13 protein-coding genes and 4 tRNA genes are annotated in these 16005 nt (G+C 54.4%); 13 read left to right on the forward strand and 4 right to left on the reverse strand.

Features of this window, described 5'->3' with window-relative positions:
• Positions 1–7: 7 nt before the first annotated feature.
• The 4 genes from ACXUPB_RS00535 to typA all read right to left on the reverse strand — a co-directional run bounded on the left by ACXUPB_RS00535 (position 8) and on the right by typA (position 5200).
• Positions 8–727 (reverse strand): ABC transporter ATP-binding protein, encoded by a 720-nt coding sequence (locus ACXUPB_RS00535; RefSeq protein ID WP_335597977.1) that lies wholly within the window; start codon positions 725–727, stop codon positions 8–10.
• A 77-nt stretch (positions 728–804) separates the two neighbouring features.
• On the reverse strand, positions 805–1575 hold the full coding sequence (locus tag ACXUPB_RS00540; protein WP_335597976.1) for an ABC transporter ATP-binding protein: 771 nt from the start codon (positions 1573–1575) through the stop codon (positions 805–807).
• Positions 1576–1624: 49 nt separating this feature from the next.
• Entirely contained in the window at positions 1625–3070 is a 1446-nt protein-coding gene (locus ACXUPB_RS00545) for a sodium-dependent transporter (RefSeq protein WP_472954823.1), read from the reverse strand.
• A 279-nt stretch (positions 3071–3349) separates the two neighbouring features.
• The gene (gene typA / locus ACXUPB_RS00550) at positions 3350–5200 is read right to left on the reverse strand and encodes a translational GTPase TypA (protein ID WP_472954824.1); all 1851 of its coding nucleotides are present in this window, start codon (positions 5198–5200) and stop codon (positions 3350–3352) included.
• A 235-nt stretch (positions 5201–5435) separates the two neighbouring features.
• On the opposite strand from typA, the gene ACXUPB_RS00555 reads away from it, so the two are divergent.
• From ACXUPB_RS00555 to rpoB, 13 genes are all read left to right on the forward strand, one after another.
• Positions 5436–6431, forward strand: a complete 996-nt coding sequence (locus ACXUPB_RS00555; protein WP_472954827.1) for a biotin--[acetyl-CoA-carboxylase] ligase — start codon at positions 5436–5438, stop codon at positions 6429–6431.
• The gene (locus tag ACXUPB_RS00560) at positions 6428–7267 is read left to right on the forward strand and encodes a type III pantothenate kinase (protein WP_472954830.1); all 840 of its coding nucleotides are present in this window, start codon (positions 6428–6430) and stop codon (positions 7265–7267) included. Before ACXUPB_RS00555 ends, ACXUPB_RS00560 begins: the two co-directional genes overlap by 4 nt.
• A 151-nt stretch (positions 7268–7418) precedes the next feature.
• Positions 7419–7502: transfer RNA gene (locus ACXUPB_RS00565), tRNA-Tyr, on the forward strand.
• Between the two features lie 135 nt (positions 7503–7637).
• Positions 7638–7711 (forward strand) — tRNA-Gly (locus ACXUPB_RS00570).
• A 13-nt stretch (positions 7712–7724) separates the two neighbouring features.
• Positions 7725–7799: transfer RNA gene (locus ACXUPB_RS00575), tRNA-Thr, on the forward strand.
• A gap of 199 nt (positions 7800–7998) precedes the next feature.
• Positions 7999–8074, forward strand: a tRNA-Trp gene (locus ACXUPB_RS00580).
• A gap of 73 nt (positions 8075–8147) precedes the next feature.
• Positions 8148–8531: a preprotein translocase subunit SecE gene (gene secE, locus ACXUPB_RS00585; RefSeq protein ID WP_035564017.1), complete on the forward strand. Its 384-nt coding sequence runs from the start codon at positions 8148–8150 to the stop codon at positions 8529–8531.
• 8 nt (positions 8532–8539) lie between these two features.
• Positions 8540–9073 (forward strand): transcription termination/antitermination protein NusG, encoded by a 534-nt coding sequence (nusG, locus tag ACXUPB_RS00590; protein WP_101147119.1) that lies wholly within the window; start codon positions 8540–8542, stop codon positions 9071–9073.
• Positions 9074–9155: 82 nt separating this feature from the next.
• The gene (rplK, locus tag ACXUPB_RS00595) at positions 9156–9587 is read left to right on the forward strand and encodes a 50S ribosomal protein L11 (protein WP_007112017.1); all 432 of its coding nucleotides are present in this window, start codon (positions 9156–9158) and stop codon (positions 9585–9587) included.
• Positions 9588–9589: 2 nt separating this feature from the next.
• Entirely contained in the window at positions 9590–10282 is a 693-nt protein-coding gene (rplA, locus tag ACXUPB_RS00600; RefSeq protein ID WP_240718641.1) for a 50S ribosomal protein L1, read from the forward strand.
• Between the two features lie 326 nt (positions 10283–10608).
• The gene (gene rplJ / locus ACXUPB_RS00605; protein WP_472954834.1) at positions 10609–11115 is read left to right on the forward strand and encodes a 50S ribosomal protein L10; all 507 of its coding nucleotides are present in this window, start codon (positions 10609–10611) and stop codon (positions 11113–11115) included.
• A gap of 127 nt (positions 11116–11242) precedes the next feature.
• A complete protein-coding gene (gene rplL / locus ACXUPB_RS00610; protein WP_008959176.1) occupies positions 11243–11611 on the forward strand; it encodes a 50S ribosomal protein L7/L12 in 369 nt (122 codons plus the stop codon).
• A 314-nt stretch (positions 11612–11925) separates the two neighbouring features.
• Positions 11926–16002, forward strand: a complete 4077-nt coding sequence (rpoB, locus tag ACXUPB_RS00615; protein ID WP_472954835.1) for a DNA-directed RNA polymerase subunit beta — start codon at positions 11926–11928, stop codon at positions 16000–16002.
• The last annotated feature ends 3 nt before the right edge of the window (positions 16003–16005 follow it).

The raw sequence follows: 16005 nt of genomic DNA on the forward strand, positions 1-16005 counted from the left end.
CCCTGGGCTAGCCGCCCAAAAAGCTTTTGGCGACATCGGGGTCGGCGAGCAGGGCCGCCCCAGTGTCGGTAAAGCGGTTTTGGCCAGCGGCCAGCACAAAGCCCTTATCGGCGATCGCTAGTGCCTGTTTGGCGTTCTGTTCCACCATCAAAATACCCACGCCAGCGGCGTTGATCTGTTTGACGCGGTCGAAAATCTCATTCATATACAGCGGCGACAGCCCCGCGGTGGGTTCGTCCAGCAACAGCAGGCTCGGCTCGGCCATCAAGGCGCGCGCCATGGCAACCATCTGGCGCTGCCCACCGGAGAGTTCACCGGCAGGCTGGCGGCGTTTTTCATATAGCGGCGGGAAGAACTCATATACCTGAGCCAGCATGCGCTTGACGTTCTGCGGCTTTAAAAATGCCCCCATCTCCAGGTTTTCCTGCACCGAAAGGCTCGGGAAAACGTTCTTCTCCTGGGGGACAAAACCCATGCCACGTTGCACTAACTGGTTAGGAGGTAAGTTCTGGATCGGCTGACCATTGAGGAGGATCTCGCCTTGACTGACAAGGAGTAGACCAAAGATCGCTTTTAGCATGGTGGATTTGCCAGCCCCGTTGGGGCCAACGATGACACCGACCTCATCGGCCTCCAGCGTCATGTTTACCCCGTTAAGGATGTTCATGCCGCCATAGCCGCCGTGTACATCGCGCGCGTCGATTAATGGCCTGGTTGTTGATGACATAAGCAAAGTTTCTCAGCAAGGTCACTTACTTAAAGCGACATCATTGTAGTAATGGGTGGGCAGCAACAAGGGCGTCCTTAAGCGGCATCGGTGCCAAAGTAGGCCTCAATCACCTCGGGGTTGTTTTGGATGTCGTTGATATGCCCTTCCACCATTACGCTGCCCTGGGCGAGCACGATCACCGGGTCGCAAAGCCGGGCAATCATCTCCATATCGTGCTCAATAACCAGAAAGGTGTAACCCATTTCGCGGTTGAGCCGCTCAATATTGCCGATTAAATCGCCCAGCAGAGTGCGGTTCACCCCGGCAGCGATCTCATCAAGGAGCACCACCTTGGCATTGGTCATCATGGTGCGGCCAAGCTCCAGCAGCTTTTTTTGCCCACCCGATAAGTTTCCAGCCAGCTCGTTGCGCACGTGGTGTAGGCCAACAAAATCGATGACTTCCAGGGCACGGCGGCGCACTTCTGCCTCTTCCCTGCGCACAGCGCCCGGCTTTAACCAAGCGCTGAAGAGGTCTTCACCGGCTTGTTTGGGGGGCACCATCATCAGGTTTTCCAGGGCGCTCATCTGGCTGAACTCGTGGGCAATCTGAAAGGTACGTAGTAAGCCGCGATGAAACCGTTGGTCGGCGCTAAGCGCGGTAATGTCTTCACCATCGAGCAGAATACGACCGCTATCGGGCGTTAACGCACCTGCAATCAAGTTAAACAGCGTTGATTTACCCGCGCCATTGGGCCCTATCATGCCAGTAATGGAGCCTTTTTCGACTTGTATAGAGCAGTCATTAATTACCTGTAAACCGCCGAACGCTTTGTTCACTCGCTGTACTTCAATAAGGGGGGTCATGGTATCTCCACGCGATGCAGGCGGCTAAGGAGCCGCCTGCGCACTGTTATTAAGTTATTTGTCGTGGTTTTTTGAGCCACCGCTGGCTGGCAGCAAAAGCGCCGACGATCACTAGCGCGCCAAGGGTGGGGATAAGATAACCATCCACCTGAGGAACCGTGCGTAAAAACACAAAAGCGACAGCAGCGGGCGCCACAAAGCGCACTAGAAACCGCCAGCATTTAAACCAGGTGACGTTGCTACCCAGTTCTTTCATGACTTCGCTTTGGGTTAACGCCCAGCCTGCAAACAGGGCAATTAGTAACCCACCCACCGGCATAAAGATATTGGTCAATAGCTCAATAAAGTCGAACGCACTGCGATCAAACAGGCTATGGAATATCGTTCCCTCTGCCCATACGTTAAAGCTGACGACCGTTAACAGGCCCATCGCCCAGGCGGCAATAACCATGATAGTGACTGCCTGGGGGCGGGTCATATCAAAACGCTCTACCAGGAATGCTGCGACGGGTTCGATCAGCGAAATGGAGGAACTGATGGCGGCGCCCAGCACCAGGATAAAGAACACGCCGCCTACCAAAGCACCAAACGGCATTTCGGCAAATGCCAGCGGCAGGGTGACAAACATCAGTCCAGGACCCTGGCCGGTTTCCAAACCAGCGCCAAATACCAGGGAAAAAATGGCCAAGCCAGCGACCATCGCCACGGCGGTATCGACAATAGCGACGGCAAAGGCGGTTCGGGTCAGCGACACATCGCTGGGCATATAAGCGCCGTAGGCCATAATGGCCCCCATGCCTAAACTCAGCGTAAAGAACGATTGCCCCATGGCCTGTAGCCAGCCCTCGAGGCTGAGGTCAGCAATATTGAAGGTGAACAAGAAATTAGCCGCGGCGCCCACATCTCCATTGATAACGCCGTAGGCCAGTACTACCAGCAGAATAACAAACAGCGCGGGCATCATGATCCTTAGCCCTGATTCGATGCCTTTATGTATCCCCATACCGACAATCAACGCCGACGCTGCAATGAAAATAGTGTGATAGAGCGTCATTAGGCCGGGCGCCGCTAAAAGGGCATCGAAGCCATCGCTGATGGTTTGTGCATCAGCTCCCACCAGAGAACCGGTCAGCATTAGCCCGGTGTAGTGGATCGCCCAGCCGGCAATCACCGAATAGAAGCTTAAAATTAAAAACGCCGAAGCGGCACCCAACCAGCCGATCGTTTCCCAGGCCCGCGAGGTACCATGGGTTTTAGTGAGATGTCGCATGCCCATAATCGGGCTTTGTCGACTGTTCCGCCCCAGCATAATCTCGGCAATTAGAATGGGGATGCCGACCGCGAAGATGGTCAGCGCGTAGACCAAAATAAAGGCACCTCCGCCATTTTCACCGGTGAGGTAAGGGAATCGCCACAGATTGCCCAGGCCAACGGCGGAGCCAACCGCCGCGAGTAGAAAAGTACCTTTATGCGTCCAGACGTTTTGACCGCTCATGGTAAGAGTGTCCGTGTTTGGGTGTCAGGATGGGGTGGTATCCAAACACCTGTATGAATATAACGATGTCAGCGCGCCTTGGACGCGCTGAATTTAGCGCTACTGTGCGATAGAACGCGGCGCCTTTCCAGCGTATTAGCGTTTAGGCTGCGTTTAGGGCGCTACCTTGGCAAAGTTCTTGGCAAAGGGGTTACGCTGGGGGCTGATGTTAGCGTAAAAGCAGAGGGCATAAAAAAACCCGCTTTCGCGGGTTTTTGGGTACTCACTGCTTTGAGCGGGTTACTTCTTGCTGTAACGCTTACGCTCGGTCTCTTTCAGCAGCTTTTTACGCAGGCGGATATGCACCGGCGTGACTTCGACGAGCTCGTCGGAGTCGAGGAACTCGATAGCCTGCTCCAGGGAGAACTTAACCGGCGGGGTCAATACGATGTTCTCATCGTTACCGGTAGAGCGCATGTTATCGAGCTTCTTGCCTTTAGTGGGGTTAACCACCATGTCGTTTGCGCGGTTGTTGATACCGATCAGCATGCCTTCGTAAACTTCCGTGGCGTGATCGATAATCAGCTTGCCGCGCTCTTGCAGTGCATACAGTGCGTAGGCAAGGGCTTTACCGTCCACCATTGAGACCAATACGCCATTACGACGCTCAATAGAAGCTTCAGGCTTCAGCGGGCCATAGTGATCAAAACGGCTGGTCAGAATGCCGGTGCCAGAGGTCAGGGTTAAAAACTGGCCACGGAAACCGATCAAACCACGCGCCGGGATGATGAAGTCCAGGCGAACCCGCCCTTTACCGTCCGGGAGCATGTTGGTCATCTCACCTTTACGGTAGCCCAGCTCTTCCATGATCGAGCCCTGGTGCTGCTCTTCACAGTCGATGATGACTTCTTCGTAAGGCTCCTGCTTCTCACCGTCAATCTCTTTGATGATAACTTCTGGGCGGCCTACCGCCAGCTCAAAGCCTTCACGACGCATGGTTTCGATCAACACCGAAAGGTGCAGTTCGCCACGGCCAGATACTTTGAACTTCTCAGGGGTTTCGCCCTCTTCAACGCGCAGCGCCACGTTGTGAATCAGCTCTTGTTCAAGGCGATCCTTGATATTACGGCTGGTCACAAACTTGCCGTCTTTGCCGGCGAACGGTGAATCGTTGACCTGGAAGGTCATCGAGACGGTCGGCTCATCAACGGAGAGCGGTGGCAGTGCCTGAACGTTAGCGGGATCGCACAGGGTGTCAGAAATTGACAGATCATCGATGCCGGTAACGCAGACGATATCGCCCGCGGTGGCTTCGTTGGTCTGTACACGCTCAAGACCCATATGGGTCATGACCTGGCCGATTTTGCCCTTACGTACATTACCGTCAACGCCGATGATCGAAACCTGTTGGTTCGGTTTCACCGCGCCGCGTTTGATGCGGCCCAGGCCGATAACGCCCACGTAGCTGTTGTAATCCAGTGCCGAGATCTGCATCTGGAAGGGGCCGTTAAGTTCAACCTTTGGCGGCTCAACGATGTCGACGATCGCCTGGAACATGGGGTCCATGTTGTCGGCCAGCTCTTCAGGATCCATACCGGCAATGCCGTTCAAGGCAGAGCAGTAAATGATCGGGAAATCGAGCTGTTCGTCAGTCGCGCCTAGATTGTCGAACAGATCAAAAATCTGGTCGATCACCCAGTCAGGGCGCGCGCCGGGACGGTCAATTTTGTTGACCACCACAATCGGCTTGAGGCCTTGGGCGAAGGCTTTTTGCGTCACAAAGCGAGTTTGCGGCATCGGGCCATCAACGGCGTCTACAAGAAGTAGGACCGAATCAACCATCGACATGACGCGCTCAACTTCACCACCGAAATCGGCGTGCCCAGGCGTATCCACAATGTTGATGTGGTAGCCGTTACCGTGGCTGTCTTGCCATTGAATGGCCGTATTCTTGGCCAAAATGGTAATACCACGTTCTTTTTCCTGATCGTTCGAGTCCATAACGCGCTCTTGACCTTCTGCTTTACGGTCAAGGGTGCCGGACTGGCTCAGGAGTTTGTCGACCAGAGTGGTTTTACCATGGTCAACGTGGGCTATGATCGCGACGTTGCGCAGGTTATTAACCGCGCTGGAGTTTTGCTGGTTTTGCATGCTGAGAGAGAACTCTTGTGAACACCCGTTTGTCCACGGGTCGGAAAATGCGGGTCGCAAGGGCTGGCAATTTGCCGACCATCTTGGCTCAGGGCTTGCGTCCAATGGCTATTCTACCATGTCAAAGGCTTCTCTGATATTACTGGAGCGCTTATCGACCTTGGTCGCCCCCAGGAAAGTTTTCGCAGCGAACCTCCATCCGCTAGAATAGCGCTTTTCCCATTGGGGCAGGAGCATGACCATCGGCAACCTGATGCGTTTGTTAAGCGATGGCGAGGTTCACTCTGGCGAGCAGCTGGGTGAAACGCTGGGTATTTCTCGTGCTGCGGTGTGGAAGCAGTTAAAAAAACTGGAGGCGCTGGGCGTTGAGCTAGTCGCCGTTAAAGGGCGTGGCTATCGGCTAGCACAGCGGTTGGAGCCACTGGAGGGCGCCAAAATCGTCGAGCGTTTACCTGCTCAGACACGTCATTACCTTGCACGCCTGTTTGTTGAAGATCAGTTACCTTCCAGCAATGAATATTTGCGTCAGCGCTTTGAGCAGGGCGCGGGGCATGGCGAAGTGTGCTTGGTTGAACTGCAAACGGCAGGGCGTGGGCGCCGCGGTCGTGTCTGGTCGACGCCTTGGGGGCAGAGTTTAATGCTCTCGTTAGGCTGGCGCTTTGAATCTGGCATCGCGGTGCTTGAAGGCTTGAGTTTGGCCGTCGGGGTTGTAGTGGCTCAGGTGCTAGAGCAGCATGGCGTGGCGCCCAAGTTAAAATGGCCCAACGATATCTTGCTCTCCGAGCAGGGCGATGATGCCTGCGACGAGCTTGGCAAGCTGGCCGGTATTCTGATTGAAGTCACCGGGGATGCGGCCGGTCCCTGTGAGGTGGTGATCGGCATGGGCATGAATCTGTGGCTGCCTGCTGCTCAGCGAGCCGCGATCGAACAGCCGGTTGCGGCGCTTTTCGAGCGGTTGCCGGGTATCTCGCGTAATCAGTTGGCCTCCGATGTCGTAGCTGGTCTATTGGCGATGCTGGCTGACTTTGAGCGTGTTGGCTTTAGCGCCTGGCAGGATGAGTGGAATCAACGTCATGCTTATGCAGGACTGCCTATTCGGGTGATCCAAGGGCAGCAGACCAGCGATGCCATCGCCGGGGAAGTAGATAAGAGTGGTAACCTTTGGGTTACCGAAAATGGTCACTCGCGACGCCTAGCCGGCGGTGAGATCAGCGTACGCAGGCGTTTATGATTCTGGACCTTGATATCGGCAACACGCTGTCAAAATGGCGGCTCAAGGATGCCGAGAGCAGCGAGATACGATCGCGCGGGGCGGTATGGACCCGTGAAGAGTGGCGACCAGGGGCCGACATCCCGGATCTTGATGTAGTGGAGGCGGTGCGTATTTCAAGCGTCGCCAGGGCGGCCGTGCTGGAAGAGACGGTTGCTCTATTGCGTCGTCGGGTGCGTCATGTGCACGTGGCGCACTCAACCCATGAAGCGCTGGGGGTCGTCAACGGCTATGAGGAGCCAGGGCGTTTAGGTGTTGATCGCTGGATGGGAGCGCTGGCGGGCTATCAGTTAGCGGGCGGTTGCTGTGCGGTGGATTGTGGCAGTGCCATTACTATCGACTTTGTATTGCCAGGCGGCCAGCACCTTGGCGGTTTTATTATCCCCGGACTGCGCCTGATGAAGGAGAGTTTGAAGCTAGGCACCCGCAATGTGGCCATCGACCCAGAAAGCGAGGCGGAGGAATTGCTAGAGCCAGGGCGGCGTACAGTTGATGCCGTCAATCATGGTATCTACATGGCGGCCGTCAGTGCGATTAATCGCATCTATAGTGAAGTCTGTGATCAGCAAGGCGTGGCGCTGCCGATGCTATTAACCGGCGGTGATGCCCGGGTTGTCTCGCGGGGGGTGCAAGTGCCTCATGCGGTGTGGCCCGACATGGTTTATGGTGGTTTAGAGGCCTGTTTCCCAATGACCTTTGCTGAGCGTGCAGGCAAAATGTCAGGCGCGCCGCGAGTGCCGGAGCCTGTGTCGCTAGAAAAGATTCGTGCGGGACTTGCATTCTCAATGCTGCTTTGACAGAATGCAGCGCGTTCGAAGGCGAGGCGTAAGCGTCTTGCTATGTAGAAGGCATTAATGTTGAAAGTATGGGTTAGCTAAGCTTTTAATAGCTAAGACGATTACCAAACTTGACACATTTTTGAAGGCTGGCATAATGTGCCGCCACATTGGAGAGATTCCCGAGTGGCCAAAGGGAGCAGACTGTAAATCTGCCGCGAAAGCTTCGAAGGTTCGAATCCTTCTCTCTCCACCAGAATTAAGCCGCAGCGATTTGATCGGTGCAGCTGAATGAAAAGCCGGTAGCGGGCATTGTCTACGATTTATAGCTTGGTAGAAGGTAAGGGGCTATAAGGCGGCGCGTAGCGGATTGTCATTCAAGACAGGTTCTGCGGGCGTAGTTCAACGGTAGAACCTCAGCCTTCCAAGCTGATGGTGCGGGTTCGATTCCCGCCGCCCGCTCCAGTTGATGTGTTTAGCTCATGTAGCTCAGGGGTAGAGCACACCCTTGGTAAGGGTGAGGTCGACGGTTCAATTCCGTCCATGAGCTCCATATTGCAGATAAAGCGAGCGAAGCTCGCTTTTTTTGTCTCTGCGTTTAGGTGGGGTTGTAGCATGCCTAAGCGTAAAGAAGGGGTTGTCAGAAGTGGCTTTCTTCGCTACCATGGCGCCCGCTGTTGTATAGGCGATTGAAAAAGACGCTTATCGATAGATGTAGTGTAGTTGTTGTAAAAAAATCAGTACGACGATACAGGCCAGTAGCTCAATTGGCAGAGCAGCGGTCTCCAAAACCGCAGGTTGGGGGTTCGATTCCCTCCTGGCCTGCCAACCTTCCCCAGGTTGGTATGTCTTTTTCCAAAATTCTTTTATCGTTCGCCGCACCCTGAGGAGTCTCGTTTTTATGAAGCCTGGTTCTGTAAAACATGGCGCCGAGGTGCAACAGACGCGCCATGACGGGCTCAAGTGGGCGGCGGTCGTAGCGCTGCTTGTCATTGCTGTTGTTGGTAATACCTATTTCGCCGATATTGGCCTGCTCTACCGCGTGCTTGGCGTAGTGGTGTTGTGTGTGATTGCGGGTTTGATCGCGCTAACCACTACCAAGGGTCGTGATTTAGTAGAGCTTGCCAGAAGCGCCAAGAAAGAGATTCAGCGCGTTGTATGGCCGACCCGTGCCGAAACCATTCAGACCACTGCCATTGTGCTAGTGGCCGTTTTGGTGGTGGGGCTAATGCTGTGGTTGATCGACACTCTTCTTGGCTGGGCGATGTCCGGCGTCATTGGTTAGGAGCTTTCATGTCCAAACGTTGGTACGTCGTTCACGCTTATTCTGGCTTTGAAAAGCATGTCATGCGTTCACTGATCGAGCGTGTGAAAATGTACGGTATGGAAGATCGCTTCGGCGAAATTCTGGTGCCGACCGAAGAAGTCGTCGAGATGCGTGACGGCAAGCGTCGCAAGAGTGAGCGTAAGTTCTATCCTGGCTATGTATTGGTCGAGATGGAAATGGCCGATGAGACATGGCACCTCGTCAACGAGACGCCACGTGTTATGGGCTTTATCGGTGGAACAAAAGAGAAGCCTGCGCCAATTACATCGCGCGAAGCAGATGCAATTTTGCTGCGCGTTAAAGATGGTACTGACAAGCCGCGGCCTAAAACGATGTTTGAGCCGGGTCAGTCGGTGCGTGTCGTCGATGGTCCGTTTGCCGATTTCAACGGTGTCGTCGAAGAAGTGAACTATGAAAAGAGTCGTCTGCAGGTCAGCGTGCTGATCTTTGGGCGCTCAACACCTGTTGAACTTGAGTTCTCACAGGTAGAAAAAGAGTAATATTTTCGTGAGAGGCAGCGATTGACTGTCTCGCTAGTCCCGGGGAGCCGAAAGGCGCTATTACCCAAATGGAGTAACTACCATGGCCAAGAAAGTACAGGCTTATATCAAACTGCAGGTTGCTGCAGGTAAAGCCAATCCAAGTCCGCCGGTGGGCCCAGCACTGGGTCAGCACGGTGTGAACATCATGGAATTCTGTAAGGCGTTCAACGCCGCGACTCAAGAAATTGAGCCGGGCCTGCCGACGCCAGTCGTGATCACTGTCTACTCTGACCGTAGCTTCACGTTTGTCACCAAAACACCGCCTGCTGCCGTGCTGCTGAAAAAAGCCGCTGGTATCAAGTCCGGTTCTGGTGAGCCGAACAAGAAGAAGGTTGGTACCGTGACGCGTGAGCAGCTTGAAGAGATCGCCAAAACGAAAGAGCCTGATTTAACGGCTGCGAATCTTGATGCCGCTGTGCGCACCATTGCGGGCAGTGCTCGCAGCATGGGCCTAAACGTGGAGGGTCTCTGATCATGGCTAAACTATCTAAGCGTGCGAAGGTAATTCGCGAGAAAGTAGACGCTACTAAATCCTACTCTATTGAAGAAGCGGTAGCGCTGCTCTCCGAGCTGTCTACGGTTAAATTCAAAGAGTCAGTTGATGTCGCTATCAACCTTGGCGTTGACCCACGTAAATCTGACCAGGTGGTGCGTGGCGCTACCGTCATGCCTAACGGTACTGGTAAAGATGTACGCGTTGCGGTCTTTACCCAGGGTGCCAATGCCGATGCCGCTAAAGAAGCCGGTGCCGACATCGTGGGTATGGACGACTTGGCTGAGCAAGTGAAAAAAGGCGTGATGGATTTTGACGTCGTTATCGCTTCGCCAGATGCTATGCGTGTTGTTGGGCAGTTGGGCCAGATCCTAGGTCCGCGTGGCCTGATGCCTAACCCGAAAGTTGGCACCGTAACGCCTGATGTGGCGACAGCGGTTAAGAATGCCAAAGCGGGCCAAGTGCGTTTCCGTACTGATAAAAACGGCATTATCCACACTACCCTGGGTAAAGTGGATTTTGACGTGGCAGCGATTAACGGCAACCTGGAAGCCCTCGTTGCTGACCTGAAGCGCCTCAAGCCGAGTGCGTCTAAAGGCATTTACTTCAAGAAAATGACTTTGTCCACTACCATGGGCCCAGGTTTAACAATCGATCACTCTGCTTTCGCGTAAAGCGAGTTATCGTTGGTTTTCTTGTAGGAACCGAGCAAGAACTTTGCGGTCCCCCGTTTGGTTATTAACACTGGCCGGGGCATCGTCAAAGACCGCAGGTGCCGCGCTTAGTATGTACACTTAGCATTTTGTATATACAGGGGCGGCTTAATTGCCTCATAAGCGCCTGCGCAGATGGTGTGGCCGCCAGTTGGTTAAGCTTGAAAGCTTTCTGGTGAGCACCATCCCCAAGGCTTTCCGCATTGCAATTTTTTTTGCAATTAAGAGCGGAAAGAGATGGTAACCACCGGAACCTTCTTGGGTTCCGGCACGAAGGAGTGATCACTGTGCCACTAGCACTTGAAGGCAAGAAAGCGATTGTTGCCGAGGTCAGTGAAGCGGCCAAGGGCGCACTCTCCGTCGTAGTTGCTGATTCTCGCGGCGTTACGGTTGGTAAAATGACCGATCTGCGCAAGCAAGCGCGTGAGAATGGTGTAGAGCTGCGTGTTGTTCGTAATACGCTGGCTCGCCGCGCTCTCGAGGGCACTCAGTGGGAGTGTCTAAACGATAGCTTCGTTGGTCCTACGTTGTTGGCTTTCTCTACTGATCATCCGGGCGCTGCCGCTCGCTTGTTCAAAGAATTTGCTAAAACGGACAAGAGCTTCGAAGTAAAAGCGTTGGCCTACGAAGGTGAGCTGATTCCGGCTGCTGACATCGACCGTCTGGCAACCCTACCGACTTACGACGAAGCAATTGCCAAGTTGATGTCGGTAATGAAAGAAGCCTCCGCTGGCAAGCTGGTTCGTACTCTGGCCGCTCTGCGCGACCAGAAGCAAGAAGCCGAAGCTGCTTAAGCAGCGTTTCTTGCAGGCGGCGTAAACGGTATGACGGTATAAGCCATCATCAGCGCGCTGCTTGAACCGAGCAATGAATCCTGAGTCCTCGGCTGACCGAGACTCCCGCAAAGTTAGGAATGAAACAATGGCACTGTCTAAAGACGATATCATCAATGCTGTAGCCGACATGTCCGTAATGGAAGTTGTCGAGCTGATCGAAGCAATGGAAGAGAAATTCGGCGTTTCTGCAGCGGCTGCCGTAATGGCTGGCCCGGCTGCTGGCGGCGAAGTAGCTGAAGAACAAACTGAATTTGACGTCGTTCTGACCGCTGCTGGCGACAAGAAAGTTAACGTGATCAAAGCAGTACGTGAGATCACTGGCCTTGGCTTGAAAGAAGCTAAAGGTGCTGTTGACGGCGCTCCGGCGACCATCAAAGAAGGCCTGTCTAAGGACGACGCTGAAGCAGCTAAAGCTAAGCTGGAAGAAGCGGGCGCAACCGTCGAGCTCAAGTAATTATTGTGCGGACGGCTTTACGCGCTGCGTAAGCTTCCACGGCTGGCGGCGGGATATCCCGCTGCCGGCCTTTTTCTGTTGCAACTGATGTTTGCAAACAGTAATGCTACTGGCAAATGACAGAAGCAACAGAAAAGCAAAAGCGTTATTGAATATAGCGTTATTGAAATAGTGTTATCGACTACAGTGTTATCGAACTAGATTTTCGACGGCGAGCTACCGATTTAGGAGCTTGCTGTCTGTGTCTGACGAAGCCCGCCGGGCAGCGATGACCACGCATCGGTCACCCATGGTGAACAAGCTGGGGAATACAGATGGCTTACTCATATACTGAGAAAAAACGCATCCGCAAGGATTTCGGCAAACTGCCCCAAGTGATGGATGTGCCTTACTTGCTGGCGATCCAGCTTGATTCCTATTACGACTTCCTCCAGCAAGATCGTTCGCCCGACGAGCGTCACGAAGTCGGCTTGCACGCGGCTTTTAAGTCCGTGTTTCCGATTGAGAGCTTCTCCGGTAATGCGGCGCTTGAGTATGTCAGCTACCGTTTCGGCACGCCGGCGTTCGATGTTAAGGAGTGCCAGCTGCGCGGCGTCACTTACTCCGCCCCGCTGCGCGTGAAGGTTCGCTTGATCATCTATGATCGCGACTCCTCGAACAAAGCAATCAAAGATATTAAAGAGCAGGAAGTCTACATGGGGGAAATCCCCCTGATGACCGAGAATGGTACCTTTGTTATCAACGGTACTGAGCGGGTTATCGTTTCCCAGCTCCACCGCTCGCCCGGTGTGTTCTTCGATCATGACAAAGGCAAGAGCCACTCTTCCGGTAAGCTGCTCTATTCAGCCCGGGTGATTCCTTACCGTGGTTCTTGGTTAGACTTTGAGTTTGACCCTAAAGACAACGTCTTTGTACGTATTGACCGTCGCCGCAAACTGCCGGCGTCGGTGCTGATGCGTGCGTTAGGGATGAATACCGAAGAGATCCTGGCTGAGTTCTTTGAAACCAGCGTCTTCCACATTGAGAAATCTGGTTTCTATGTGGAGCTGGTCCCGTCGCGCCTGCGCGGCGAGACGGCTACTTTTGACATCAAAGATGACGAAGGTAATGTGATCGTTGAAGAGGGGCGTCGGATTACCCAGAAGCATATTCGCCAGCTTGAAAAAGCCGGTCTTGAGCGTCTGGATGTGCCGATGGAATACCTATTCGGTAAAACCCTGGCAAAAGATCAAATCGACTCTAAAACAGGCGAGCTGATCTGCCCGTGTAATACCGAGATCACACCAGAAGTGCTTGAGCGCATGGCCCAGGGCGGAATTACCCTGGTCGAAACGCTCTACACCAATGATCTCGACTGCGGTTCATTCATTTCCGACACCTTGAAGCTGGATGCTACTAATTCCGCGCTTGAAGCGTTAGTCGAAATTTACCGCATGATGCGTCCCGGCGAGCCGCCGACTAAAGAGTCTGCTGAGACGCTGTTTAACAACCTGTTCTTCTCTGAGGACCGCTACGACCTGTCGGGCGTTGGCCGCATGAAGTTCAACCGTCGCCTGCGCCGTGATACCGATACCGGTTCCGGCGTACTGGATCGCAAAGACATTCTTGATGTGCTGCGCGAGCTGATCAGTATTCGTAACGGCTTCGGTGACGTTGACGATATCGATCACCTGGGTAACCGCCGTATTCGCTGTGTGGGCGAAATGGCCGAGAACCAGTTCCGCGTTGGCTTGGTACGTGTAGAGCGCGCCGTCAAAGAGCGTCTTTCCATGGCGGAAAGCGAAGGCCTGATGCCGCAAGACTTGATCAACGCCAAGCCCGTTGCGGCGGCGGTGAAAGAGTTCTTCGGTTCCAGCCAGCTTTCGCAGTTTATGGATCAGAACAACCCGCTTTCGGAAGTGACCCACAAGCGTCGTGTGTCTGCACTCGGCCCCGGTGGTTTGACCCGTGAGCGTGCTGGCTTCGAAGTACGTGACGTTCACGCCACGCACTACGGGCGTCTATGCCCAATCGAAACGCCAGAAGGCCCGAACATCGGCCTGATTAACTCGCTGGCCACTTACAGCCACACTAACAGCTACGGTTTCCTTGAAACGCCGTACCGTAAAGTGGTTGATCGTCAGTTGACCGACGATATCGTTCACCTCTCGGCGATCGAAGAGGGCGACTTCGTTATCGCCCAGGCGTCGGCAGCCGTGGACGAGTCCAACAAGCTGAGTGATGACCTGGTTCAGGTTCGCCATCGCGGTGAAACGACCTTTATGCGTCCTGAGCAAGTGACGCTGATGGACGTGTCACCACGTCAGGTCGTCTCCGTCGCAGCGGCATTGATTCCGTTCCTGGAGCACGATGACGCCAACCGTGCCTTGATGGGTTCTAACATGCAGCGTCAGGCGGTGCCGACCCTGCGTGCTGATAAGCCGTTGGTAGGTACCGGCATGGAGCGCTTTGTTGCCCGTGACTCCGGCGTCTGTGCGGTGGCCAATCGCGGCGGCGTGATTGATTCCGTGGATGCGCGTCGTGTCGTGGTACGGGTTAATGAAGATGAAATTATCGGCGGTGAAGCCGGTGTTGATATCTACAACCTGACCAAGTACACCCGCTCGAACCAGAACACCTGTATGAACCAACGCCCCATTGTGCGGCCTGGCGACAACGTGGCGCGTGGCGATATTCTCGCCGACGGCCCGTCGGTGGATATGGGTGATCTCGCGCTTGGCCAGAACATGCGCATCGCCTTTATGCCCTGGAACGGTTACAACTTCGAGGACTCAATCCTGCTTTCCGAGCGGGTCGTTCAAGAGGACCGTTTCACGACGATTCACATTCAGGAACTGACCTGTGTGTCTCGCGACACCAAGTTGGGCTCGGAGGAGATTACTTCCGATATCCCGAACGTGGGTGAGTCTGCGCTCTCCAAACTGGATGAGGCGGGCGTTGTTTACATCGGTGCTGAAGTTGGCCCCGGCGACATTCTGGTCGGTAAGGTGACGCCGAAGGGTGAAACCCAGCTGACGCCAGAAGAGAAGCTGTTGCGTGCCATCTTCGGTGAGAAAGCGTCTGACGTTAAAGATACTTCCCTGCGTGCCCCGACCGGCATGAAAGGTACGGTTATCGACGTTCAGGTGTTTACTCGTGACGGCGTTGATAAAGACTCTCGCGCACTCTCCATTGAGCGTACGCAGCTCGATGAAGTGCGTAAGGATCTGCAAGAGACGTATCGTATTGCTGAAGACGCTACTTTTGAGCGCCTACAGCGCACCCTTGATGGCCAAGCTGTCAATGGCGGTCCGAACCTCAAAAAGGGCGACGTACTAGACGAGGCGTACCTGGATGAGCTGCCGCGTCAGCAGTGGTTCAAACTGCGCATGCAGGATGAGTCCTACAATGAGCTGTTAGCTCAGGCCGACGAGCAGCTTGAAAACCGTCGTAAAGAGATGGACGAGCGCTTTGAAGATAAGAAGCGCAAGCTGACCCAGGGCGATGACCTCGCGCCGGGCGTGCTGAAAATCGTCAAAGTCTACATGGCTGTTAAGCGTCGCATCCAGCCAGGCGACAAGATGGCGGGTCGTCACGGTAACAAGGGTGTTATCTCGGCAATTATGCCGATCGAAGACATGCCGTTTGACGAGAAGGGCGAGCCGGTCGACGTGGTGCTGAACCCGCTGGGCGTACCGTCGCGTATGAACGTCGGTCAGATTCTTGAAACCCACTTGGGTATGGCGGCACGTGGCTTGGGCGTCAAGATCGAAGCCATGCTGCGCGACGCACGCGGTCAGCAAGTCGCGGAGATTCGTGACTTCCTGGGGCAGATCTACAATACGCAAGGTACACGTGTTGAAGATCTCGATTCCCTGACCGACGAAGAAATCATCGCCCTGGCGAAGAACCTCAAAGGTGGTGTGCCGATGGCCACGCCGGTGTTTGACGGTGCCAAAGAGCACGAAATCAAACACCTGCTGAAGCTGGCGGACATCCCTGAATCGGGGCAGATGGCCCTGTTCGATGGCCGTACCGGTGACGCCTTTGATCGTCCGGTTACCGTCGGCTACATGTACATGTTGAAGCTTAACCACTTGGTAGACGACAAGATGCACGCGCGTTCTACCGGTTCTTACTCGCTGGTTACCCAGCAGCCCTTGGGTGGTAAGGCGCAATTCGGTGGTCAGCGCTTCGGTGAGATGGAAGTGTGGGCGTTGGAAGCTTACGGCGCCGCATACACGCTACAAGAGATGCTCACCGTCAAGTCGGACGACGTCGAAGGCCGCACCAAGATGTATAAAAACATCGTGGATGGCGACCACACCATGCAGGCAGGCATGCCGGAATCCTTCAACGTACTCGTGAAGGAAATCCGCTCGCTGGGCATCGATATCGAGTTAGAGAGCTAGGAG

It is taken from the genome of Vreelandella sp. DA03-1M (assembly GCF_055725665.1).

Bases quoted from the DNA above. Each gene is read 5' to 3' on its own strand.
- ACXUPB_RS00535 (WP_335597977.1), bottom strand. From the start codon at position 727: ATGTCATCAACAACCAGGCCATTAATCGACGCGCGCGATGTACACGGC.
- ACXUPB_RS00540 (WP_335597976.1), bottom strand. From the start codon at position 1,575: ATGACCCCCCTTATTGAAGTACAGCGAGTGAACAAAGCGTTCGGCGGT.
- ACXUPB_RS00545 (WP_472954823.1), bottom strand. From the start codon at position 3,070: ATGAGCGGTCAAAACGTCTGGACGCATAAAGGTACTTTTCTACTCGCG.
- typA (WP_472954824.1), bottom strand. From the start codon at position 5,200: ATGCAAAACCAGCAAAACTCCAGCGCGGTTAATAACCTGCGCAACGTC.
- ACXUPB_RS00555 (WP_472954827.1), top strand. From the start codon at position 5,436: ATGACCATCGGCAACCTGATGCGTTTGTTAAGCGATGGCGAGGTTCAC.
- ACXUPB_RS00560 (WP_472954830.1), top strand. From the start codon at position 6,428: ATGATTCTGGACCTTGATATCGGCAACACGCTGTCAAAATGGCGGCTC.
- secE (WP_035564017.1), top strand. From the start codon at position 8,148: ATGAAGCCTGGTTCTGTAAAACATGGCGCCGAGGTGCAACAGACGCGC.
- nusG (WP_101147119.1), top strand. From the start codon at position 8,540: ATGTCCAAACGTTGGTACGTCGTTCACGCTTATTCTGGCTTTGAAAAG.
- rplK (WP_007112017.1), top strand. From the start codon at position 9,156: ATGGCCAAGAAAGTACAGGCTTATATCAAACTGCAGGTTGCTGCAGGT.
- rplA (WP_240718641.1), top strand. From the start codon at position 9,590: ATGGCTAAACTATCTAAGCGTGCGAAGGTAATTCGCGAGAAAGTAGAC.
- rplL (WP_008959176.1), top strand. From the start codon at position 11,243: ATGGCACTGTCTAAAGACGATATCATCAATGCTGTAGCCGACATGTCC.
- rpoB (WP_472954835.1), top strand. From the start codon at position 11,926: ATGGCTTACTCATATACTGAGAAAAAACGCATCCGCAAGGATTTCGGC.